Here is a 23,853-nt window from a genome sequence, read left to right as displayed (position 1 = left end):
TCTCCGGAAGAAAAAGTCAGAAAGTCGCCTGCACACTGAAGTGCAGCCGCGAGTCCTGTTTCTGGGTGTTCGGTCCATCGAGCAGCGGGTAGCCCCAATCCAGGCTGCCGGATAACCATTTGCTCAAACTGGCGCGGGTGCCCAGGCCGACACTGGCCAGGCTGTATTCATCTTCTTGCTCGGGCAGCGGGTCGTGCAGGCGCAGGCGCGCGCCTTCGGCGAACGCATAGAAACGCCACTCCTGCACATAGCTGCCGAGAAGCTTGGCCAGGGACGGCGTGCGCAGCTCCTGGGACAGCAGCACGCCCTCATCGCCGGTGCGTTCCGCCGCCAGGTAGCCGCGCACCGAGGTGGCGCCACCGGCCGAGTACTGTTCGTTGGATACCAGCGGCCCCGAGGCCAGTTGGAAGCCGGCCTTGGACGCCGACTGCCAATCGTTGGCGAAGGTGTAGCTGTAGGTGAGGTCGCCCTTGAGCACGGCGAAACTGGCGCTGGCCTTGTAGCGCTTGTAGTCGAACTCTTCGGCGTCGCTGCCATAGCCAAAGAAGGCGCGGGTGCCGACGATCAGGTTCAGGCCCAGGCCCAATTGGGATTGTTCGGTGTAGCGATAGCCGTTGTAGCCCAGGGTGAACGGCGCGTATTTGAGCGGCACCTGATCGCTGCTGGACCCGAATTTCATCTGCTCGTCGAAGTCTTTGAAGTCGATACCGAACGAGAAGGAATTGGCCCAGTTACCGGCGGCCGGCAGGCTGTAGATCGCCGACACCCCATAGGAATGGCCCTTGCCCAACACGTTGCTGCCGCCGATGGTGGCGATGTTGCTGTCGGACTGGTAACCGGAGAACTGCAAGGTCCAGCGCTCGTCCAGCGGCGCGCTGTAGGAGCCGGACCAGACCTTGGCGTTCGAGGTGTCCTCGGGCGCGGTGAAATAGGTCAGGGAAATGCTGTGGCCCAGTTGCCACAGGTTGTCGTAGCCCAGGGTTGCGACCGAGCGCAGTTCCTTGGTGTCGGCGCTGTAGTCGTTGTTCAGGCCAAGGCTGGCGTGCCAGGGGTTCTGGTCTTCGACCTGCAAATCCACGTCCATGGTGCCGGGGCGCTGGCCTTCGCGCACCAGCGGCGTGACCTGGCGCCCGGCACTGCGGTTGAGCCCGGCCAACTGGGTTTGCACGCTGGCGAAGTCCGGCACGGCGCCCTCCTCCAGGCCCGGCACTTGCTCGCGGATCTCCACCGGCGAGTAATGTTTGGCGCCCACCACGCGCACCCGGCCGACCTTGGTTTCACTGACCTGCAGGTAGACGATACCGTCATCGACCTTCTGCTCCGGCAGCTCGACAAACACCGACTGGTAGCCGCGCGCCTGGTAGATCTTCTGCAGCGCATCGCGGGCGCCTTCGATATCGTCGAGGGTCTTTTGCGGCCCCAGGAACGGGTACACCGCCTCTTCGATGGTTGCCGCATCGAGCACGGTATTGCCGCGCACGAAGTACTCGTTGACGTCGACCCTGCGTGCCGGCTCCTGCGCCTGCGCCGGCAGGGCCATGGCCCCAAGCGTCAAGCAGCACAGCGCCAGCGCTGATTTGAACAGATGCTCCACACCGCCCCCTGACTTGCTGATTTTTTGCGCCGTCATTGCTACGGCGTTCGGCCGGCTCAATTGCTGGCGATCGAGGTGTTGCCGTGACGTGCCAGCCAGGTGTGCAGCAAGGCGAAGTTCAACGAGAACTCCGGCATGTGCAGCAAGGCGCCACAGAACACGTCACCGATGATTTTCTGGATGAGTTGCACCGCACGCGGGTTGCTCAGCAGCGTGGCGATGTCGCGGGTCAGCACGTGAATGCTCCAGACCTTGTGGTTCAGGTCCAGGCCGACGAACCAGCGGAACAACAGGTTGTAATTGAGCTGCTCATGCAGTTGCTGCTCGCTGGGCACCGAGTACAGCAGTTGCAGCAGCAATATCTGCAACACGGTCTGCGGCGCGATCAACATCGAGGGCTCGGCCACCAGCCACTCACGGTGCTGTTCGAGCACCTCGTCGATCCGCGGGCGCAGCAACACCAGGGAATGGCCGGCGGGGATGTAGCTGGAGACTTCCTTCAAGGCACCTTGCCAATCGTCCTGGGACACGATCCACACCCAGGGCGCGCCATAGCGATAGACCGACACCGGCTTCTTGCGCGCCGCTTCGACGATCTTCGACAGGCGCTGGTCGAGCTCCTGCATGCCCACTTTCGAATAACGTTCCATAGTTCCCATTGCCCCACTCCTGGCGTACAGCCGGCGCCTTGAACAACACCGTGCTGGTGTTCTTGAGCGCGTTACACAGGAGAGACGGGAGTGGCCATGGGCTACCGAACTTTTGTCATGAAAGGTTCATTCGGAATTGGGAGGGGGGCATTTTTTGGGCTGGATTGGGTACAACGCCGTGCAAAAAAACGGGGCGATCAGTGATCGCCCCCAAGGTACAACGAGAGGTCTGGGCACCGCCCTACAAGGTAATCTGCTTGCGCTCCTCATCCGTCAAACGCGCCCGCGCCTGTTCGCTCAATGGCCCCGCGCCCAGCACCTGCACCGGGCTGTTGGGGTTGTACGCCGAGGTTTTCTGCTGTTCCTGCGGCTCACGGGGCACCGGTTCGGTGCCAAACCCCAGCACCTCCACGGTCACGATCGAAGCCCGGCCCTGCTTGGCCGCCGCCTGCTGGCTGCGCGCCGCGTCTTCGGCCGCCTGGGACGCCGCCGCCCCCGCCGCGCTGGCCGAACTCATGGCGCCGGCGTTCACCGTCGCTGTCGCCGGCACGCCCGACGACTTGCCCTGGGTCTGGATATTCGCCGCGTTCACCACGCGCAAGGCCGCGATGTTGACGTTCCCGCTCACTCGAATCCCCGCCTCGCCCGCATCGATCGTGCCCAATGGCGCGATCAGGTCGATATCCCCCGCCGGTACTTCCGGGATCGGGTTGAGCGTGGCGATCCCGGCACCGGTGCTCGGCACCGACGGCGATAGGCTCACGTTGCCCCAGTTGTCATAGACGCGCTTGGGCGGTGTGTACACCACGGTGGTCTTGGAGCCGCGCCCGGCGTTGATATCGCCGGCGCTGGTCCAGCCCATGATCGAGCCGCCGAAGGTGGTCATGATGCGGCTTTGGCCAAGCAGGATGCTGCCCAGGGAGTACAGCTGGATATCCCCCGCGCCCTGCGTGATCACACCCGCCGTCGACGGTGGTGCCGCGCCTTCGATGCCGAAGGTCTGGCGGCCGCCGGGGGTGAGCATCTGGATCGAACCACCGAAGTTGGTGTGCACGCCTGCGCCGCCGAACATCGTGATATCGCCCTTGTAGGTGATCGGGTTGCCGGCCACATCCGTCTCGGGGAACAACCTGGCAATCGCGGTACGGCCGCGCACGTAGCTGCCCTGGCGCACACTGCCGTCCTGGTTGTACTCACGGCCGGCGGCCTTGAGTTCGGCGAAGTACACGTCGCGGGCGAAGATCCGTTGTTGTTCGGCGGGCAGTGCGGCGTAGTAGGTACGGGCCTGTTCGCTGTCGCCGGCAAAGCCGAAGCGTTCGGTGAGCCAGGTAACCAGCTCGTTTTCGTAAGTCTTGGCCACCTTGGCGCCTTGCAGGGATTCACCCGGTTGCGCCAGGTTGGCGGGGTTCAGGTAAGCCTCGACGAAGCGGCGGTAATCCGGGCCGTTGGCGCCCATGCCGGCTTGCATGACGATGCTTGCGCCAGGGCGGCTGTCGCCGGCCGCCACAGCGCCCAGGCTGTTCACCGCGACCCTGTCTTCCATCTGGATGTTGCGCCCCGCCGTCAGTTCCAGGGTACCGGGGCCGGCAACGTTGAAACTGCTGTAGAGGATGTCGCGGCCAGCGCTGGCGATGGAGATATCGGTGGGGCTGTTGTGCACGAACAGGTTGCCGGCGTAGGTGTATTCACCCGTGGTCTTATTACCGCCATTGGCACCGCTCAGTGGCGTACCGCTGCTGACGATGTCGCGACCGGCCTGCATCCAGACCGGACCGGCACCCTCGTAGTAGGTCTGCCCAAAACGCGGGTCCTTGGAGGCGTCAGTAGTAATGGTGATTGCACGCCCGCTGTTGACACCCAGCAGGTCCCCGCTCAGCGCGTAGAAACGTGCCGGTTCCAGGGCGTCGCCCCAGGCCGTGCTGGCGGTGTTGGGGCCAAAGGCAAACAGCGGCGAAACCGTGAAGGTGGCAATGCTGCCATCGCTGGACAGATTACCGCTGCCGCTGACCGGGTTTTGATCAGTCAGAAAACCAAGAAACGCCGGGCGCAAAATCGTCGCCAGGCTTTGCGGGGCTGCGCTGGAGCGGCTGATGGGCAGGTCGCCGCCGTAGATCGAGTCGCCGGCGAGCAGTTCCAGTTGCCCGTTGGCCGAAGGCGCCAGCACCATGGCCCTGAGCGGCGGCACGGTACTTGGGTCACCGTACGATGCGCGACCGTAGTACAGGCTGCCGCTGGCGGCGACGGCGCGCAAGGTGGCGGGATAGACGGCCGCCATGTCGGTGTCCAGCGTTTCGGTCAGGGGCGTGAGGTTGCCCCCGGCGGAAAACAGGTCAACCGCCGTGCGGTCGGTCCACAGGCTGAACCAGCTGTGGCCAATCCCGTTGACGCCACCGTTGGCGTAGGCCAATGCGTTGACTTGCGGCGCGCGGCCCGGATCGGCGACATCCTGCAGCACCAGGTCACCGCGGGTGGCGAGACTGAAGGTAGCGTCACCCGGCAACAGGCTCAAACCACCCGCCGCCCTGGCGGACGTGGAGCGCAGCGGGTCGTAGGCGCGCACCTCACTCGGGCTCTGGTAGCTGGCCTGGTTACCATACAGCAGCGTCAGGCTACCCAGAGCGCCGCCAGTGAGCTGTACATGCCCTCGCGTATTCACCAGTACGCCATTGAGGTGGTTCAGGTTGATCTGGCCGGCTGGGTTGAGCGCTCCGCCGACCCGCAGGTTCAGATCGCCGCCACCGGTCAGTTGGACGCTGCCATCGGTGGCGACGCGACCGGTGCCGCCGATGGCCAATACCAGGCCTTGGCTGCGGGGGCTGACGTTCTGCGGCTGCGACGACGCGTTGAGAATCCCCGCATCGCCGCCCACATCAACGTTAAGGTTGCCTCCTCCCAGGGTGCCGAAGCCCGTGAACCCAACCATCTGGTCCGCGCTCGGGTAGGCCATGCCGGGCACGTAGGTACCAAAGTTGACCCACCACGCGGTGGCCTGCGCCTGGCTGCCACTGAGGCCATTGCCCTGACGCCACAGCCAATTGCCGACATTGGCTGAGTCCTGGCCCAGGTCGCTGGGCACCGGACGGCCGACGCCATTCAGCGCCGGGCTGGTGATATTGCCAGTCAGGTTGCCGCCCACTTTAAGCAGCAAGTTGCCACCCGTATCCGGGTACCAGGCACGGTACGGGCTGGCAGTGTCTGCGTTGACCAGCTTTTCGTTGCCCCCGGCGTTAGCCAATACCTTGCCATTGCTGCCCAGGGCTCGCTTGAGGTTATACGGATCGTTGGCCGAGGTGCCGGTGGACGAACTGCCCGCCGTGTATACGCCGAACAGCGACTCCATGCTCAGGTTGCCGGCGGCCAGCAGGTCAAGGTCGGCAGCGCCGGTGCGGATTACGCTGAAGCGAGTGCTGCCGCCCACCAGCAGCGTGTAGTCAGTACCACTGATAACGCAGTAATCCGGGAGGTCTTCACATATCCCCGGGTATTGTATTGCGTCGAAATCAACCGGTTGGCCTACCATGCTGTCATCGCCGAACCACCCCTCTGAGCCCGCCAGGGTCCAGACCTGGGCGCCCTTCCCAAACGTCCCGTAGTGACTGTCCGCCAATCGCAGATTGCCGCTTACCGGGTGCGGCTGCAGCAGGCGACTGTCGGCTGCCTCGGTGTCGGCCCCCGCAACCAGGCGAATCGACCACGACTGCGAGCCCTCCTCCAACATGGGAGCAATGGCCCAGTTTTTGCCCGGATGGCCGGTGTCACGCAACGTCACCGACGCCACGCCGCCCGGCAGCTTCACGTCTGTCCCAGACGGCAACAGGGCGCCACGGGGCAGCACTTTGCTGGCGGTCAGGGTCACCTTGGTGGCCAGTGGCACGCCCTTGGGCCAGATCAGGCTGTCGACACTGGCTGAAGTGCCCAACAGGCTGCCGGCCTCCAGGACACTGCCACTGGCGAGGGTCTGGCTCTGAGTCAGCAACGTGCCCGCAGCGAACAGCACAGTGCCCGAGGCATCCCGAACAGCCGCCGCCAACACCGTACCCGCCGGGAGTACCAACGGTTGAGTCAGCTTGGCCGCCACGGGCAAGCGGGTGCCCGCCGGCAGAAACAGGGGGTTGGTCAGTACATCGAAATTAAGCGCAGCGCCCGCAGGGAACACGGTGCCCACATCCAGGGTCACGCCGCTGCCCGGTACCACCACAGTGCCGCCGGTGTGGTCGATACCGGCGCGCAGCACCCAGCCACTGTCATCGTCGGTGGGCGGTGGCGCGGCAAAGCCATCGTTGATGCTGCCGTAGATGTTCAGGTCGCCGCCGGCGCGCAGGGTCAGGCTGCCGGACTCGGTCTTGGCCGTTGATTTAAGGCTGGCGTATCGATAGCTGGAGAGGTCCAGATCGCCCTGCACGACCAGATCACCGTCCGGGGTTTTACTGATGATTTCTACACCGGGGCGCAGGTGGAACACGTCGCCGTAGGTCGCGTTGTTCAAGCCGGCGAGCTTCTGCAGCAAGTTGCTGTTAACGCGCGCGGCATCGATGAATGTCGTATTCGCGTCATTGACGCCATTGAGGTAGTCCTGATCAATCACTTGGTACGGGCGCCCATCCGGCGTTTCATCGGTTTTGGTCGGGGCATCGTCGTAGGTTCTCATGCCGTTGAGGGCAATCGAACGCGCGCCCTGGATAGTCAACGGCCCACGGGCGTCGATGGCGATGTCATTGCCACCCACGCGCGGCGCGTTGAGTTCCAGCGTGCCACGGTTGCGCCCGTCGTTGCCGGTCGCGGCCTCGGTGCCATGGCGCAGGTCGATGCGCGCGCCAGTGGCCAGGGTCAACTGGCCCTGGCCAGAACTAAGGACCACGATGGCGCGGTTAGGCGAATCGATGATCTTGCCGTAACTGTCCACGCGTAATTGTGTGCCATGGGCGTCCAGCACGGCGCTGCCGTCGAGGGTCAGGCCATTTTTTGCGGCCAGGTTGATGCTGCCCACGCGCTCGCCGCCGGCATCCACCAGGCCGGTCACGCGCAGGCTGCCATTGTCGATCGAGACGTTGACGCTGCTGGCCTTGACGTCGCTGCCGATGGTCAGGTCGCCCTGCTTGAGCTGGAAGCTGCGCGCACCGTAGACCTGGCCCTGGTTGAGGCGCTGGTTGAGCGCGGCGAACTGGTCGCTGAGGGTGCCATTGCCGCCCAGGCGTTGGGCCTGGATCTGCACGGCACCCGCGAGGTAGGGCACCCGCGTGCCACCGGCATCGTAGTCACCGCTGCTGCCGGCAATGATCTTGCCTGCCAGGTCGACGATCCCCGCTGCGCTGGCCACCGCCACTGCGCGCAACGTGCCCGCCTGGTTGTGCTGCGCCGACAGGTCGATGGTCGATCCGGCGGCCTGCTGCACATTGCCCGCACGGCTTTCCAGCAACACCTCGCCGCCGGCGCTGTATTTGGTCACGTCATTGAAGGCAATGGCCCGGCCGGACACATCGATCGACGCGGCATCGGTCAACACCACGTCGCCCCGCGCGCCCAAGGTCACCTTGCCGCTGGGCAGCACCACGGCAGTGGCCAGGCGCAGGCTATCGCCTTGCAATGACAATTCGCCGCCGATGCCGTCCACCTTGCCTGCTGCGCCAGCCGAGGCGCTGACATCAATCGCGCCACCGGCGGTAATACGGTTGACCGAACCGGCCTCACCGGTCATCAGCGGCGTGAGGATATTCAGGTTGCCGCCGCTGTAGGCAAAGCCCTTGGTCGCATCAAATGCACCCTGGCTCTGGTACACCGACAGGCTGCCCTTGTGGTTGGCGGTGATGCGCTCACTGGCATTAAGGTTGAGGTTGGCAAAGCCCAGGGCCAGGCGGTCGAAGGTCTTGGTGGTGCTCGGCTGGGCAAAGTCGCCGTAGCCGAATTCGATACGTTCGGCATTGATATCCAGGCGCCCGCTGCCGCTGCCGGCACCACCGGTCACCGCCGCCACAGGAGCTGCCTCGGCACCTTGCCAGATCAGGTTGGCGGTGTGGATAGTCGCCACGTCGTTCAAGCCGCCAGAGCCGTAGATCGCCGGCGTGGACAGCATCAGGTTGCTCAGCAATGACTTGCCGGTCACCGCGTCATAAGTGTCCAGGGTGCTGGTGCCGTAGAAGTTGAAGCTGTCACGCGCCGACAGTTGCAGGGTTTCCAGCGCCGGGGCGCCGAATTGGCTGTCGCCGCGCAGCAGGCGTTCCAGCACTTGCTGGTTGAGGGTCATGCCCACCGGCAGGCGATTGTTGGCGGCTGCAGCGGCCAGGGCTTCGGGGCTGCCGACGTTGATGCTGGACACGCCCAGGTTCAGGTGACGGGTGCCATAACGTACCTCGTCGCCCATCTGCAGGGTGCTGTCGGTGACGGTAACGATGCTGCCCTCGGAATACAGGGCCGTCTGCCCACTGCAGGATGCGTTCGCGCATACGCCTAACTGAATGCCCTTGCTGGGGACTCCACCCGGCGACGGAGCGGCGATGACATTGAGCAAACCGTTGGACACCGCCAGCACATTGCTCAGGTTGTAGATAAAGCCGTCACGTGCGTCGTAGCTGGCCTTGCCCTGGCCTATCGTGTTGATCGAGGCGCCTTGTTCGAGCGTAATTTTCCCGGTGACGGTCGCCAGTAATACCTCCGGCGCCGTCAGGTTCGCGCCGTCGCGCAGGATGATGGAGCTGGTGACGTTGCTGGGGAGGTTGATGTAGTTGCCGCCCTGGCCGTACGTGACATAGGTCATTCCACCGATCAGCAGGCGAGCCGCGCCCATTGCGTTCAGGCTGTCCGCATCCACCGTAATGCCTTTGAAATTGGCGGTGGCCGCGTTGCCTGCCGCGACAATTTCGATGTCGGTTTTTTCTCCGTTTATCAGCGATACGGTCCCGCCGTAACCGCCAGCATCGGCCTCGAAGCGGCCGATGCCCTGGAACGAAAAGGCATCCGCACCTGCGCCTGGCCGCAGGGCCAGTTGCAGGGTCTTGGCATCCACCGGCAGCAGTGCCCGAGGGACACCAAGCCGGGTGGCATCGGCCACGGCGAAGGGTGAATAGCCGGTCTCGTTGTATTGAGAGTAACGACGCAACCTATCGGCCGACGTGAGAATCACCTGGCTGGGCGCACTGTTGCTGATACCGGTATTGGCGATGGACAAGCGCCCTGCCGTGGCCCATGAGCCATTGCGCAACGCCTGGGTCGCACCGTCGGCGCCCATACCGGCCAGGCCGTTGATCTCCAGCCGGAAAGCCCCCGGCATCAATGCATAGGTGGACGGCATCAGCGTATAGGTGCCGGCCGCCAGGCCCGGCACGCCGGCGCCGATTGTGATCTGCTGGCCGATCAACGGATCGACCGCGCCACCTTCCGGCGCCACCGGGGCATAACCCGGTTGCACGCCCGGCACAATTGCATAGATCGGGTTGGTACTCAGACCCGGCAGTACAAACCCGCCGTTCGCACCGAACTGTACCAGTGGGTTGTAACGTGCATCCGTAGACCCCCCGCGCCCGGAAATAAAGCCGGCGCCGAGCAGTTCGCCACCGCCGGACAGATCCAACGTCGCCTGCGGCAGCACCGCCACCGTCTGGCCCCCCAGAATCACCCCGACGTTCAGACTGCCTGCACCGTTGCCGCCACCTTGGCCTATGAACGTTACGGTCTTGCCGTTGTACTTGTAGATCTGGCCATCCACGGTACCGCCGTAAGGCAATACCAGGCCCTTGCCACTCACCGACGTGAGGCTGCCCGGCAGCAGTTGCACGTTTGTAGAACCCAGGTTGCCGATCTCGATCAGCCCCAGGGGCGCACGCACCACCCCGTCCTGCTTGATGGTAGGCCCGCCCAATTGCAGACGACCAAAGACCGAGTAAGGCATGGCGGCATTGCTGTTGGCGGTGCGTGCGATGGTCAGGGTGCGTGTCGGATCGTAATTGAAGCCTGTGCCATTGCTGGCAGCATTATTCACATAGCCCGCCAGTACCCGGGCGCCGACTTCCGTCGCCGGATACAACTGCGCCGCGCGCAGGGTCATGTCACCACCGGTCACTAACTGCGTGCTGATGCCCTGGGCAATCACATCTGCCCCCGCCCCCGCCAGGAAGCGCAAGTCGCCCTGGCTGGTCAGTTGCACATCATCAAACCCACGCCGCTCAAGGCTGGCCCGGCTGTTGTCGGGCCGCAACAGATAGCTTTTGTTGCCGAACACCACATTGCCACGCACCTCGATCAGGTTGGCGTTGGCGTTGAACTGCGCCGTGGTGGCCAGCACCGAGGGATTGGGCAACACCGGCACCGCGCGGGTGTAGGCCTCCTTGCCGGTTTCTGCGGGCGCGAGCAGGCCGGCCAGCAGCAGGTACGGGGCCGACAGGTTGACCCGTGAACTGGCCGCGGCGGGTTCACTGAGGTTATAGCTGCCACCGTAGAGGCGCAGGCTCTGGCCCATGCTCAACGACACATCGCCGTCGAAACTCAGCAAGCCGTTGCTGAGCAGCGCCAGGTTGTCGAAACCGCCGGCGGTGACCTGGTCCACCCCGAGGCGGCCATGGCCGTATTCCAGGCTGGCGTTCGGGCTTGTTTGATGGGTCTGGCTGAGCACCAGTTCACGCACGTTGAGCACCCGGTCATTGACGCCGGCCTTGAGGTAATACGGGCTTTCCAGCGCAAGCGCCAAACTGCCGCCCGCCGCACCCGCCCCGCCCGCACGGGCAACGAAGCTGCCGTCCAGGTACAGGCCGTTGTTCGACGCAAAGCTGATACTGCCGCCATTGCTGGCCACCGGCACGCGACCCTGACCGGGCACGTCGAGCACCGCCTGGGCACCGGAGGCGTCCAGCCGCGCGCCCTCACGGACCACCACAAACACATCGCCGGCACTGGCAATCCCGGTGGTCAGGTTGATATCGCCGCCGATGCTGATCTTGCCGCCATTGAGGACCTGGCCGTACACGTTGCCCCGGCTGCTCACCGCCGTGACCGCTCGCGCTGCAACGTCGATCAACGCCTCTTCGCCCACCCGGATCGAGCGGTCGTGACCCGCGGCAATCGACGGTTCCCAGGTCTTTGGCGAGACACTCAAACCGCCCAGGCTGACACTGCCGCCCCAGGCATTCAGGCTGCCATTGAGGGTCAACTGGCCGATGCTACGCAAATTGATGCCCTGGCCGGGGTCGACATTAATCACTGCCCCCCGGCCTACCGTCAGGGCGGTGGTCGCCAGTTCTGCGGCGGTGGAATCCTTGGAGCCGGCCGTCAGCGTCAGGCTGGCACCCCGGCGCTGGGTCAGAACGCCCTGGGTCGAGTTTTCCTGGTAGAGCGTCGGCGTCCAACGCTCCAGAGCCGTGGCCGGGTCGCTGCCACTTGGCGTCATCGCTGTCTGCTCGCCCAAACGGTAAACCGGCACATTCACATCGACCTGGGTACCGTCGGTGACGAGCAGCCCCTCGTTGCCGGTGATGTCATAGGCCGAGAACCCCTTGTTAAAGAAGCCGCCAGTCAATTGCAGCGTGTCGGTATCGGGTGCATTGGCGCTGTCGCCGATCTGCACCTTGCGCCCCTGCAACGCCAGCGTGCCGCCGCCGTTGACGCCATAACCGCGAATGTCGCCGCCCAGCGCCAAGGCCCCAAGCGCCCCCAGCGTCACGTCGCCGCCCTTGCCGCCGCTGAGCTTGCCGTCAACGCCGAGCGTGCCTGCGGAAGACGTATCCACCAGGCTGCCGGTCGCCAGATCAAGCGTACCGGTACTGCGCAGCGAGACCTTGCCACCGTTCACATACGCCAGACCTTCACGAATGTTCGGATCCAGCGCCAGGTTGTTCCAACGCCCGCTGGCATCGAGCTTGACGCCCGCCGCCACATCGACCCGCCCGCTGCCCGCGAGGATCACATCGTCGAGCGCATTACCGGCATTGAGATTGACCTGATTGAGGATGTTGCCCGCATTGATGCTGCCGCCATGGGCGGTGAGGTTGGCGTTGAGGTTGACCACTGGCCCGAACAGGGTGATCTCGCCGCCATCCGCCACATTGAGCGCGCCCTTGACGGTGATCTGCTGCGTGACACCGGCTTTGATCTGATTGGTGACGCCGACTTTGATCGCGCCCAGTTGATAGCCATTGAGCTGATCACTGTCGAGCACCATCTTGCCCTGGCGATCCGCTGGCAGAGCGGTGGTGAGGTCGAGTCCGTCGGCGATTTTCTGCGTGTTGCGGTCAATCAGCACCTCATCGGCAATGCCGGTCAACGCATAACGCAGGGTGCCGGTGCTCTTGTTGTAGACCGGCGTGTAGCCACCAATGATCAACTGCGCGCGCTGGGCCATGGCCTTCTGCGACTGCTGATAACCGTCGAGGTTGATATTCGGTGCCTGGGTCTGGCGATCGCCCTGGAACACATCACTGACCACCTGCCCTTCGAGCACCGCGCTGGTGGTGCCGACCACCAGCTTGCCGGCATCGCGGCCCACGGTGTACCCGCTCTCGAAACGGCGTTGCCTGGCAATCATCGGGTTGTAGTAGTAATCGGTCTGGCCCCAGCGCTTGCTGGTGTCTTCATAGCCCTTGTAGAACCCGGAATAGAGAATGTCCCCCGGCGCGTTGGACAGCTCATACAAACGCCCATCCGGACCCTTGAGCCAGGTCTGCTGGATATAACCATCCTGCACGTCCACGGTGCCGCCCGACAGGTTGATCTGCGCGCCCTTCTGGGTCACCACCTCCTTGCCGGTAAAGGTCACGGTGCCGCCCTGGGCCATCCACTCGCCCACCGAGTGGCCTTGCGTGCCAAGGTAACCGCCGACTTCCAGCAAACCGCCGGCGGTGTACCAGCGATCCGTTGCATAGCCGTTGGTGCCTGCGGGTACAAACACCAGATCGCGCAGGTCGACCCACACATCGTTGTTGATCAGCTTCCCGTCTTCACGGTTGACCGGCGCGTCGCGCTGCTCGTTGCCCTGCACGTTGATCTTGATGTTGTTGGATTCCATCGACACCTTGACGCCCACCGCGCCGGACACGTCGATCAGCGCCCCATCGCGTAACAGGCTGCGCCCGGCGGCACTGACCGCGACCTGCCCGCCGGTGGCCAGGGTGATCGAGCCTTTCTGGAAATCCACGGTGCCGCCGCTGACGATCTCGATGCGCGACTGATCGGTACGGTCGGCCACCGTGCTGAGGTTATTGAAACGCCCGGTCGCCTGATTGGCCGGCATACCGTCGAGGTTGACCAGGCCATTGCTTTGCTGGCTGTTCAGCGCGGTGCTGCCACTGCTGTCCAACAGGATCGCGGTGGTGCTGCCCTCGCCCAGGGTCACACTGCCGGTGGTGTCGGTGGCGGAGTTGAGCAGGTGAATCGTGCCACGGGTGTCCACCGAGGTGCTGGCCAGGGCCACGCCATTTTGCTGCACCTGGTGCCCGGTCAGGGTGATGTCCCCAGTGGCGGCCATGATCAGGCCATTGTTGCTGACCTTGCCGGCGCTGCTGCCGGGTTTGAGGCTGGTCGCCACTTCGTTGCCACGCGTGGTGGAGCGGTCATTGCCGGACGTGCTCACGCCCTTGCGGATGTAAAAACTGTCACCGGCCGCCAGGGTGGTCTGGCCCTTGGCGGTGATGATCGTACCGGCGTTGTCCACTTCCGAACCGAGCAACAAGGCGTAGCCACCTGCATCGGTGGACGTGGCCGGGTTGTGAGTCTGGATCAGCGCGCCGCGCTGCACCTGGACCTTGCCCGCCGCATCGGTGAAGGTCGGCTGGGTGCCGGTGCCATCCACATAGAGACCGCGCAGGGTGAACTGCTCATCGGTCATGTTCGCTGCGGCGGCCACCAGGTTGCGCACGTTGACCTGGCTGGTGCCGCCGAAAACCACGCCGTTGCGGTTCATGATCATCACCGTGCCGGCGCCATTGATCTGGCCCTGGATCTCACTGGGCCGCGCATCGGGGTCGTTGACGCGGTTAAGCACGGCCCAACTGGACTGCTGCTGGAAATCCACGGAGGTGTTGCGCCCGACGTTAAAGGTCTCCCAATTGAGGATGGCCTTGTCGGCGGTTTGCTCGATACTCACCGTGGTCTTGCCGCCGGACTGGCTTTGGGTCGGGGCCTTGGCGTTGGTCCAGCCCTGGGTGAGGCTGTTATCCACCTGCAGGCCACCTTTGCCGAGGCCATCGGGAATCGTCGAGACCTGGCCGAACGCCGCCTGACGCCCCGCCGCTTGCGCGGCCTGCTGCGCCGCAATCGCCGCGACGCTGGTGTTCAAGGTGCTGATGGAACGCGCCAACTGCTGGTTGACCCGCGCCTGCTGGTTCAGCGAAGGAATTCCCGGCACCTGCCCGGCACTGATGCGCGCCGCCGTCGCCGCTTGCGTCGCACCTTTGTCGGCAAACCAACTGGAACTGAACGCCGTGGCCGCATGGGCATTGCCCGCCACCATCAACAAGGCAATGGCCTGGGCCAATGGCTTGAGGCGCAGCACGGTTTCTTGGGCTTTCAGGTTGACCGGTGATTTGCAGCGGACCATCGGGAATCTTCCTTCTTTGTTATCACGCAGGGAGCAAGACAGGCTCACGTATGAGGGTTAGGCGGTTGGCGGGAGACGGGACTGAACTTATGTCATGCAAAGTTCACATAGGGCTGGTAACGGCGGGCACCCACGCAAAAAATCAGCAACGGCGCAGGCCGTTGCTGATCAGGTGGTGCAGGTCGTTGAAAGCGAGGGTTACAGCGGACGACCGATACCGTTGCAGACGTTGGTGTTGCCGATGCTCAGGGCGTTGCTCGCGGTCAGGAAGCTGGCGCGAACGGTGGCTTTCCAAGCGGTTGGCAGCGGCACGAAAGCGTTGGCGGTGATGGCTGCATCGTTGTTGTTGGAGGCGCCGTAGTGCTTGGCGAAGAAATCACGCACTTGGCTGGTCTGGGTGGCATCGGCGTAGCACTGGCTGAAGATCAGGTTGGTGAAGCCCAGGATCGGGTAGCCCGAGGTAGGGTAAGGCTGCACGCCGGCGGTGTTGGCTTTACCGAACACTGGAACCCAGGCGTCCGGGTTGCCACGCTCGGTGGAGGCCGGCACGGGTACGGCGTTGATGGCAGCGGAGACGTTAGCGGCGGCAGGCGAAACGCCCGCAGTGTTGGTCGCGACGTCCTTGCCGACACGTGCCACTTTGGTCGCGTCGTCCAGACCGGCCAGGGTTGGGGCCGCGAAATCAGGGCTCATATAGGTGATACCACCGTCGGCGCCGGCCAATGCGGTCATCACACCTTGGCTGCCGGCGGCAGAAACGGCGCCGGCAGGCAAACCACCGGTGTAGCTGGTGCCGAACGTGGTGGAGATATTGAAGGTGCCGGTTTCAGCGCACTTGGCGTTGAGGAAACGGGTGAACAACTCGGTGGTGCCACTGCTTTCGCTACGGTAGACCACGGTGATCGCGCCGGTACGGCCGGAACCGGAAATACCGCTCCAGTCAGTGATACGCCCCGAGAACACACCGCACAGCTCGCTGACGCTCAGGTCAACCGCTGCGGTGCCGCTTTTGTTGAAGGGAATAGCGACCGCAGTCCCCACCGACGGCACCTGGATCAACTTGCCCCAGGTCGGTTGCTTGGCAGACGCGTAGGTCGACAGCTCAGTGGCGCTCAGCTTGGAGTCGCTGCCCGCCCAGTGCACGTTCTTGTTCGTCACGCCGGCCTGGAACTTGGTGTAGTCGTTGTTCAGGAAGGCGGCCTTGCCGTTACCGCTGCCCACGCCGATGTACGGGGCAAAACCGGCAGTCAGCACGCCGGAAGTCTGGTACAGCGCTTGTGGCAGGGTTGCACCACCACCGTTGATGTCAGCCAGTGCAGCCTGGGCCGAGCACAGTGCGGCGAGGGTCATGGATACCGCGAGAACGTTGCGCTTAAACATGAAGAATCTCCTTTCGTCGTGTTTGTACGTTTGGGGTAGATGGCTCTTGCATGACGCCATGGCTTCGGTCCCAGGCCGGTACGCGGGGGGTGGCCTGGGTGAAAACCATGGGAACGAAACTCGCAGTTTCCGATGACAGATATAGGAAAAAACCTCGGGAGGAAGCGCTTGATTTTAAAAAGATTCTCGGGTGTTTTGGTCATGCTTTCGAGCGGTTTTGGCCCACGTGACAGCGGCGTTTCAGTACGGCTTCGCAACCCTGGGCTGGAGACCGCACGGAGCGTGTCGAGCGGTTGAAACATGACAGGATGAGGAACCCGAGTTCGCTCCGCTGACCTAGGTGACCAACTGATTGATCTCGATGATCGGCAACAGCACCGCCATCACGATCACCAGCACCACCGCGCCCATCACCACGATCATCAGCGGCTCCAGCAACGCGGTCATGCCCATGGCCCGGCGTTCGATATCCCGCGACAGGGTTTGCGCCGCGCGCTCAAGCATCGGTGGCAGCGAGCCGGTCTTTTCGCCGCTGGCGATCAGGTGGATCAGCACCGGCGGGAAGACCTTTTCCACCGCCAGCGCCGGGGCCAGGTTGACCCCTTCGCGCACCTTGGCGGTGGCGTCGTTGACGCACTGGCTCAAGCGCTCGTTGGACAAGGTTTGCCGCGCCGCTTCCAGGGCGCGCAGCAGCGGCACCCCGGCACCGCCGAGGATCGCCAGGGTCGAGGCAAACCTGGCGGTGTTAAGGCCCAGCACAAAGCGCCCGATCAGGGGCAGGCGCAGCACGCGGCTATGCCAGTTCAGCCGCGCCACCGGGTTGCGCAGGTACAGGCGCCAGCCCCAAAAACCGCCGACAATGCCGGCAAAACACAGCCAGCCCCAGGCGCGAATAAAGTCACTGGCGTTGAGCATCGCCAGGGTCAGCCCCGGCAGATCCTGGCGCGCCTGGGAAAACGCGCTGACGACCTGGGGCACCACGTAGCTGAGCAAAAAAATCACGATACCGATGGACACCAACCCCACCACGCCGGGGTAGATGAACGCGGTGAGAATCTTGCCGCGCAGGTTGTTGCGCTCCTCGATGTAGTCCGCCAGGCGCTCCATGACCTGGGCCAGGTCGCCGGACTCCTCCCCCGCCGCGATCAAGGCGCGGTAAATCGACGGGAAATCCCGTGGCCGCGCCGCCAACGCATCGGCCAGGCGCATGCCGCCGCGCACATCGGCGCGCACGGCGGCCAGGGTCTGGGCAATGTGCTTTTTCTCTGCCTGCTCCACCGTGGCACTCAGCGCCGCTTCCAACGGCAAACTCGCGCCGAGCAGGCTCGCCAGTTGCCGCGTGGCCCAGGCCAGGTCGTTGTCCGACAGTTTCGCCGTAAACAGACCGCCGCCGGCAGCCGCTTGCCGAGTACCTTCGACCTGCACCCGCAACGCCGTCAGGCCACGGCTGCGCAGCAGCGCAAACGCCCCGCTCTGGCTGTCGGCTTCCAGATGCCCGGCCTCGACCTTGCCGTTGGCATCGGCGGCTTCATAGCGATAGCGATTCATCAGGCGTCCCGTGTCACGCGCAGGATTTCTTCGGGCGCGGTGGCGCCGCTGCGCACCCAGCGCTCGCCGTCTTCACGCAGGCTCAACATTCCGGCGCGGCGCGCGGCCAGGCGCAGGTCCTGCTCATTGGCGCCCTGGTGGATCAGGCTGCGCACGTCATCGTCGACGCAAAACAATTCATGGATACCGGTACGCCCGCTGTAGCCGATCTGATTGCAATGGGCACACCCCACCGGGCGCCACATGCCGGGCGCGGCCGGGTCTTGCTGCTTGCAGTGCGGGCACAGCCGCCGTACCAGCCGTTGCGCCAATACGCCCAACAACGACGAGGCCAGCAGGAACGGTTCGACGCCCATGTCGACCAAGCGATTGACCGCCGACACGGCGTCGTTGGTGTGCAGGGTGGCGAGCACCAAGTGGCCGGTGAGCGAGGCTTGCACGGCGATCTGCGCGGTCTCCAGGTCGCGTATTTCGCCGATCATGATGATGTCCGGGTCCTGGCGCAGAATCGCTCGCAGCGCCAGGCCGAAGGTCATGTCGATCTTGGCGTTGACCTGGATCTGGCTGATGCCGGGCAGGTCGTATTCCACCGGGTCTTCCACGGTCAGGATATTGCTGGTGCTCGCATCCAGCCGCGCCAGGGCGGCGTACAGGCTGGTGGTTTTGCCGCTGCCGGTAGGGCCGGTGACCAGCACGATGCCGTGGGGCTGGCGAATCAACGTGTCCAGACGCGCCAGCAATGCCGGGGCCATGCCCAGGGTTTCCAGTTGCAAACGCCCGGCCTGCTTGTCCAGCAAACGCATGACCACGCGCTCGCCATGCCCGGTGGGCACCGTCGACACGCGAATATCAATCGGCCGCCCGGCCACGCGCAGCGCGATGCGCCCGTCCTGGGGCAGGCGTTTTTCGGCAATATCGAGCTGGGCCATGATCTTGATCCGCGACACCAACGCGCCGTGCAGCGCCTTGCGCGGCGACACCACATCGCGCAGCGTGCCGTCGACGCGGTAGCGCACCACGGAATGGGTTTCATAGGGTTCGATGTGGATGTCACTGGCTTCATCCCGTGCCGCCTGGGTGAGCAAGGCGTTGATCATGCGGATCACCGGCGCGCCGTCCTGGGTGTCGAGCAGGTCGGTGATCTCGGGCATGTCTTGCATCAGGCGGTCCAGGTCCACCTCGTTTTCCGCGGCGCCCACGACAGCCGCGGCGCTGCCGGTGTCGGCATAAGCACCGGTGAGCAGGCCGTCGAGTTCGTCGTCGCGCACCTGCTCGACGCGCGCCTGGCCGAATTGGCGCTGAACTTCGCTGATCGACCAGCCAGGGGTTGAAGGGCAGACGGTCAGCAGCATGCCCTCTTCGCCTGGGCGCAGGAGGATGCGTTGGGACTTGGCCCAGGCGTAGGGGAGCAGGCTCATGGTTGCGTACCTACCGGCACCGCCCGGATTACCGCCCTGGGCCCCTGCTGGCCGGGAATCGCCTTCTCCACCGACGGCAGCTGCGGCGCCTGCACGTCCGGCATCGCCCAGCTGTGCTCAGGCTGCAACCCACCCTGGGCCCGGCGCATGAACTCGTAGCGGTTCAACGTGATACTGCGCCCCGCCCCACTGTCGCGAATGATGTAGGGCCGCAGGAACACCATCAGGTTGGTCTTGCTGAGACTGCGCTTTTCATTGCGAAACAACGCGCCCAACCCCGGAATATCAGCGAGCCACGGCACCGCGTCGTTGCTCTGGCTGTAACCGTCCTGCAGCAACCCGCCAAGCACCATGATCTGCCCGTCATCCAGCAAAATGCTGGTGTCGATCGCGCGTTTGTTGGTCACCGTGCCCGCGTCCACCGAGGTGCGCGTGTCCACGCTGCTGACCTCTTGGTAGATATCCAGCTTGACCGTGCCGCCCTCGGAAATCTGCGGGCGCACGTTCAACTTGAGCCCCACCTCTTCACGCTGCACGGTCTGGAACGGGTTGTTGCTGGTGCCGCCGCCACCGGTGACGTAACTGCCGGTGACGAACGGGATGGTCTGCCCCACGAAAATACTCGCCGCTTCATTGTCCAGGGTCAGCAGGTTGGGTGTGGACAGCACGTTGGTGCCGCCTTTGCTCTTCAACGCACGGGCCAGCACTTTGAGGTCGAGCACCTTGCCGATCCCCGGAATATCCACGGTGCCGTTGACCACGCCGACGTTCAGGCCCTTGGGCAGCACGTCGAGGCTGGTCTTGGCGGTGGTCGCAAGGCCGCTGCCGCCGAGGTTGACGCCACCAAAGCCGCCCTTGCCCGCCAGGTTGCCGGCCTGCCATTGCACACCGAACTCGGTGGCGTCGTCCTCGCCCACTTCGACGATCAGGCTCTCGATCACCACTTGGGCGCGGCGTTGGTCGAGCATGTCGATCACTTCGCGCAGGTTGCGGTACAGCGGGTCCGGCGCGGAAATCAGCAAGGTGTTGGTGGTGGCGTCCGCCTGGATGGTCACGCCGCCGGCGCTGAAGGCGGTGTCCTGATCCTTGGAGGTGCTGTTGCTGCCGGTGGTCGAGTTGGTTTGCCCATACCCCGGCGACACACCGCTGCCGGTGGGCGTGCCACTGCTGTTCTGGGCCGCGCCGCCTTGCGCGCTGTTCTGGCCGCTGCCGCCCATGCTGCTGAGCTTGCCGCGGGCGTCGTCGCTGACGCCGGACTCGCTTTCCCCGGTGAGCAACCCGCGCAGCGACTGCGCCAACTTGCCCGCCTGAGCATTGCGCAGGTACACCACGTGCATATTGCTCGGGTTGCTTTGGGCGTTGTCGAGTTTGTAGATCAGGTTGCGCGCCAGCTCGGTACGCTCGGGGCTGCCAGAGCGGATGATGATCGAGTTGGAACGCGGGTCGCCGATCACGTTGATTTTCTGGGTCTGGTCGGCGCCCTGGGTTTCCAGAAGCTCGGCAACCATGGCGGCGATGTCCACGGCGATGCCGTTCTGGATCTGCACCACATCGGTATCGATGGCGCTCGGGGTGTCGATGCCACTGATGATCTGCGCGACCCGCGCGAGGTTCTCCGCGTAGTCCGTGATGACGATGCTGTTGTTGCCGGGGTAGGCATTGATCGGGTTGTTGGGCGACACGATGGGGCGCAGCACCGGGATCAGGTTCACCGCGTTTTCGTATTGCAGGCGAAAGGTGCGGGTCTGCATGCCGCTGCTGCCGGCACTGTACATCGGCCCGCCAAGCAGCTTGGCATCGGCCTCTGGCACCACTTGGGCCACGCCGCCCACGTCCACCACGCTGAAGCCCTGCATGCGCAGCGCGGCCAGCAGCATGTCGTAAGCCTGGTGTGCGGGAACCTGGCCTTCGCTGACCAGGGTGAGGTTGCCTTTTACGCGCGGGTCCACCAGGAACTGCTGGCCGGTGGCGCGGGACAGTGCGCGCACCACCGCCTGGATATCGGCCTCGACAAAGTTGAGTTGCACCGACTGGTCGCCCAGCGGGTTGCGCGCCTTGACGGTCGTCGGCGCCTGGCCTCGGGCGCTGTTGGTCAGCCGGTGGGGTGCGGCGGCTTTGGGCACGGCGTCGCGCTGGCGATCGAGCACGGTATCGCCATGGCGACGAGTGTCGGCCAGCGGCTGGCCGAGTTCGCTGTCCACCAGCAACGGCTTGGCGGCCTCCTGGGTACTGCACGCACTGAGGGCCAGCAACAGCAATGGCGCAACGGTGCGAAACGGCGGGACTGACCACTTCATGAAGCTTCCTTAGCGCCAAGCGCCTGATCCATGCGAACGGTCCCGGACACAGTGCCGGCCGAGGTGTCGACGGCATCCACGGCACGTTGCAAGCGCGCCTCGGACACCTCCAGAGAAAACGAACGGGGATTGCCCAGCAACCAGCCCACCACGGCGTCTGCCGGGGCGTTATCGAAGGTCAGCCGCCAACCGGAGCCCAGCGCCTGCACCTGGTAATGGCCTTGCAGGCCGGCACTGTCCAGGGTCTGGCGCAGCGCGGTTTCATCGGCGAGCCGAGGCGCGGCGACGTCCTGCAACAGCACCTGCAAGGCGGCGGCCTGGGCGCGTAACTTGGGCGTTTCGGCTTGCCAGTAGTCGATTTTTTTCAGCGCGGGCTGCACCAGTACTAACCAGCTCAACAGGCTCGCCAGCACCAGGCCGGCACCGGCCAGCATGCGTTTTTCACGCACGGCCAGGCCGTTCCAGAACACGTTGGCCTGGCCGCGCATGCGCTGCCATTTATTCATCGCCAACCTCCGCTTGTTCAGCGGCGGGCGTCGGCGCGATGCTCCAGCCGTGGTCATCGCGCGTGGCGGCAAACCCTGCCTGGCCCAACGCGGCTTGCCACTCGCCCTCGGCGGCGGGGCTGCGGCTGTCGGCGAGCATTTGCAGGTGCAGGCGCCCCTGTTCAAAGGTCAACGTATCGACGCTGCCCACCATAAACGGCAGGTGGCTGCCCGCCAGTTGCAGCAGGCCGGGAAAGCGCTGGCCGGGGTCGGCGGCGGCGCCGGCCTGGCGGGCGGCCAATTGTTGACGCGCCTGTTGCAACGGGTTGAGCACCACCGGCAATTCGGGAAACGCCTGGCGCACTTGGCGGCTCATCAAGGCCTTGAGCCGCTGGCCCTCTTCGACTTGGCGGGCCGCATAGAGGTTGAGGCCCAGGCTCCAGATGGCCGTGGCCAGCGCGACGCACCCCAGCGCCCTGCCCCAGCCGCCGCTGGACGGTTGGCGAAGACGAGCGTGCAAGCCCCACGCGGGAACGGCACCGGCCCAACGCTGCGACGCGTCCACCAGCGGCACATCCAGCACCTGCACACCCAATGGATGCACCGCCGCTTGTTGCAGGCTGTCGCGCGTCAACAAATACCCTTCGTCCAGCGTCGCAGCTCCTGCCGGCAAGGCATAGGGCGCCGGGTACAGGCCACGCAACCTGAGCTGCGCCTGCGCCAATACCTGGCTCAGTTGCGCCAGCCCGGCCTTGGGCACCCAACCCACCTGCACGCGCCCATCGCTTTCGCGCGGGCCATGGGCCACGTGCATCGCCTCAAGCGGCCCCAGGATCAACGCCTGCGCCGCGCAGGCCACGGCGGCGGCGGTTTTGGCGGCGGCCAATGGTGGCAGCTCCAGGCTTGTCAGCAGGCTGTCGCGGGGATGCAGAAAGCAGTCCACTGCCGGGTGGTTTTTGCCCAGCCGCGCCAGGCTTTCATGACCTTCGCACACCACCCTGTCGCGCTCCAGCCAGGCAAATGTCACGCGGCTGTCCACGGTCAAATCAGCCAACGGCGGCAAGCCAATGCGCAAGCGTTTCATACGCCCACCCGCGCCCAGATCACCTGGGGCCGCTGGTTTTCCGGGCGATGCAGCAACGCGTCGAGGGTCACCCTGCGTTGGTCCTGGCGCGCCTGGCCTTGCAGGCGAAACCACTCGCTGGTGATGCCCACCTGTACCGCATCCACCGCCACTTGGGGCAAGTGCAGGCGGTTGACGAAGTCCCCCCGGTTGATAAACCAATGCCCGGCATCCCGCTCGGCCACCAACGCCTGGGCCTGGGACAGATTCAACGACGGCACCACGGCGCTGAGCACTTCGGCGCGGGCGGTGTTGCCGTTGACCCAGGTGATATCGGGCAGCACGCTGATATACGCCTGCATGCGCTGCAACAGCGCCGGGTCGAGGCCGTCGATACCGCTCAGGTCATGCAGGCTGCGCAGCATCGGGTAGCCGGCGGGCTGATCGAGCTGGTCATACGATGCGATCACCCGCTGGCTGACGCGCCGGCTTACCGCCGGGTCGACCCCGATCAGCCGACACAGGCGCTCGAAGCTTTGCAACTGCTCGGCATCCACCTGTCGCCGGTTGACCAGGTTACGCAGGTTGAACTTGCCCTGTTCGTCTTCCACCCGGCCGGTGAACGCACCGCCCTGGGCGCGGGCCCAGGGCTGGTCGAGACGGGTCAGCACGTCCTTCTGGCGTGCTTCCCACAGCATGTGTCGAGTGCGCTCGAGGCTGCCTTGCAACAACCATTGACCCTGGATGCGCGATTGCTCGGCTTCCAGGCTGCGGGTGAACACGCTCTGGCGCGTCAACATGGCGCCGGCAAGCACCGCCACCACCGCCGCGATCAGCAACGCGCTGATAATCGCCATGCCGCGCTGCTTCGCCGCTGCGGGCGAATACCGTTTCATGGCGC

Annotated in this window: 10 protein-coding genes; all 10 read right to left on the bottom strand. The window is 64.7% G+C overall.

Annotated features, from left to right (window positions below):
• Positions 1-16 precede the first annotated feature (16 nt).
• Complete coding sequence (locus tag KSS96_RS12675; RefSeq protein WP_065877940.1) at positions 17-1,594, bottom strand: ShlB/FhaC/HecB family hemolysin secretion/activation protein; 1,578 nt, start codon at positions 1,592-1,594, stop codon at positions 17-19.
• A gap of 56 nt (positions 1,595-1,650) precedes the next feature.
• Entirely contained in the window at positions 1,651-2,244 is a 594-nt protein-coding gene (locus KSS96_RS12670) for a transposase (RefSeq protein ID WP_017530244.1), read from the bottom strand.
• A gap of 241 nt (positions 2,245-2,485) precedes the next feature.
• Positions 2,486-14,761, bottom strand: coding sequence for a filamentous hemagglutinin family protein (locus KSS96_RS12665; RefSeq protein WP_217856385.1), 12,276 nt, complete (start codon positions 14,759-14,761; stop codon positions 2,486-2,488).
• Between the two features lie 198 nt (positions 14,762-14,959).
• A complete protein-coding gene (locus KSS96_RS12660) occupies positions 14,960-16,141 on the bottom strand; it encodes a substrate-binding domain-containing protein (RefSeq protein WP_217856383.1) in 1,182 nt (393 codons plus the stop codon).
• Between the two features lie 336 nt (positions 16,142-16,477).
• Positions 16,478-17,689: a type II secretion system inner membrane protein GspF gene (gene gspF / locus KSS96_RS12655; RefSeq protein WP_017530241.1), complete on the bottom strand. Its 1,212-nt coding sequence runs from the start codon at positions 17,687-17,689 to the stop codon at positions 16,478-16,480.
• Positions 17,689-19,107 (bottom strand): type II secretion system ATPase GspE, encoded by a 1,419-nt coding sequence (gene gspE / locus KSS96_RS12650; protein WP_017530240.1) that lies wholly within the window; start codon positions 19,105-19,107, stop codon positions 17,689-17,691. The genes gspF and gspE overlap by 1 nt, the downstream gene beginning before the upstream one ends.
• On the bottom strand, positions 19,104-21,404 hold the full coding sequence (gene gspD, locus KSS96_RS12645; protein WP_217856381.1) for a type II secretion system secretin GspD: 2,301 nt from the start codon (positions 21,402-21,404) through the stop codon (positions 19,104-19,106). The genes gspE and gspD overlap by 4 nt, the downstream gene beginning before the upstream one ends.
• Positions 21,401-21,910 (bottom strand): type II secretion system protein M, encoded by a 510-nt coding sequence (locus tag KSS96_RS12640; protein WP_017530238.1) that lies wholly within the window; start codon positions 21,908-21,910, stop codon positions 21,401-21,403. The genes gspD and KSS96_RS12640 overlap by 4 nt, the downstream gene beginning before the upstream one ends.
• A complete protein-coding gene (gene gspL, locus KSS96_RS12635) occupies positions 21,903-22,973 on the bottom strand; it encodes a type II secretion system protein GspL (RefSeq protein ID WP_065878542.1) in 1,071 nt (356 codons plus the stop codon). Before gspL ends, KSS96_RS12640 begins: the two co-directional genes overlap by 8 nt.
• The gene (gspK, locus tag KSS96_RS12630) at positions 22,970-23,848 is read right to left on the bottom strand and encodes a type II secretion system minor pseudopilin GspK (RefSeq protein WP_158555756.1); all 879 of its coding nucleotides are present in this window, start codon (positions 23,846-23,848) and stop codon (positions 22,970-22,972) included. Before gspK ends, gspL begins: the two co-directional genes overlap by 4 nt.
• Positions 23,849-23,853: the final 5 nt, after the last annotated feature.

The organism is Pseudomonas asgharzadehiana (assembly GCF_019139815.1).
Taxonomy (GTDB): domain Bacteria; phylum Pseudomonadota; class Gammaproteobacteria; order Pseudomonadales; family Pseudomonadaceae; genus Aquipseudomonas; species Aquipseudomonas asgharzadehiana.
This window is presented reverse-complemented; position numbering and strand designations above follow the sequence as displayed.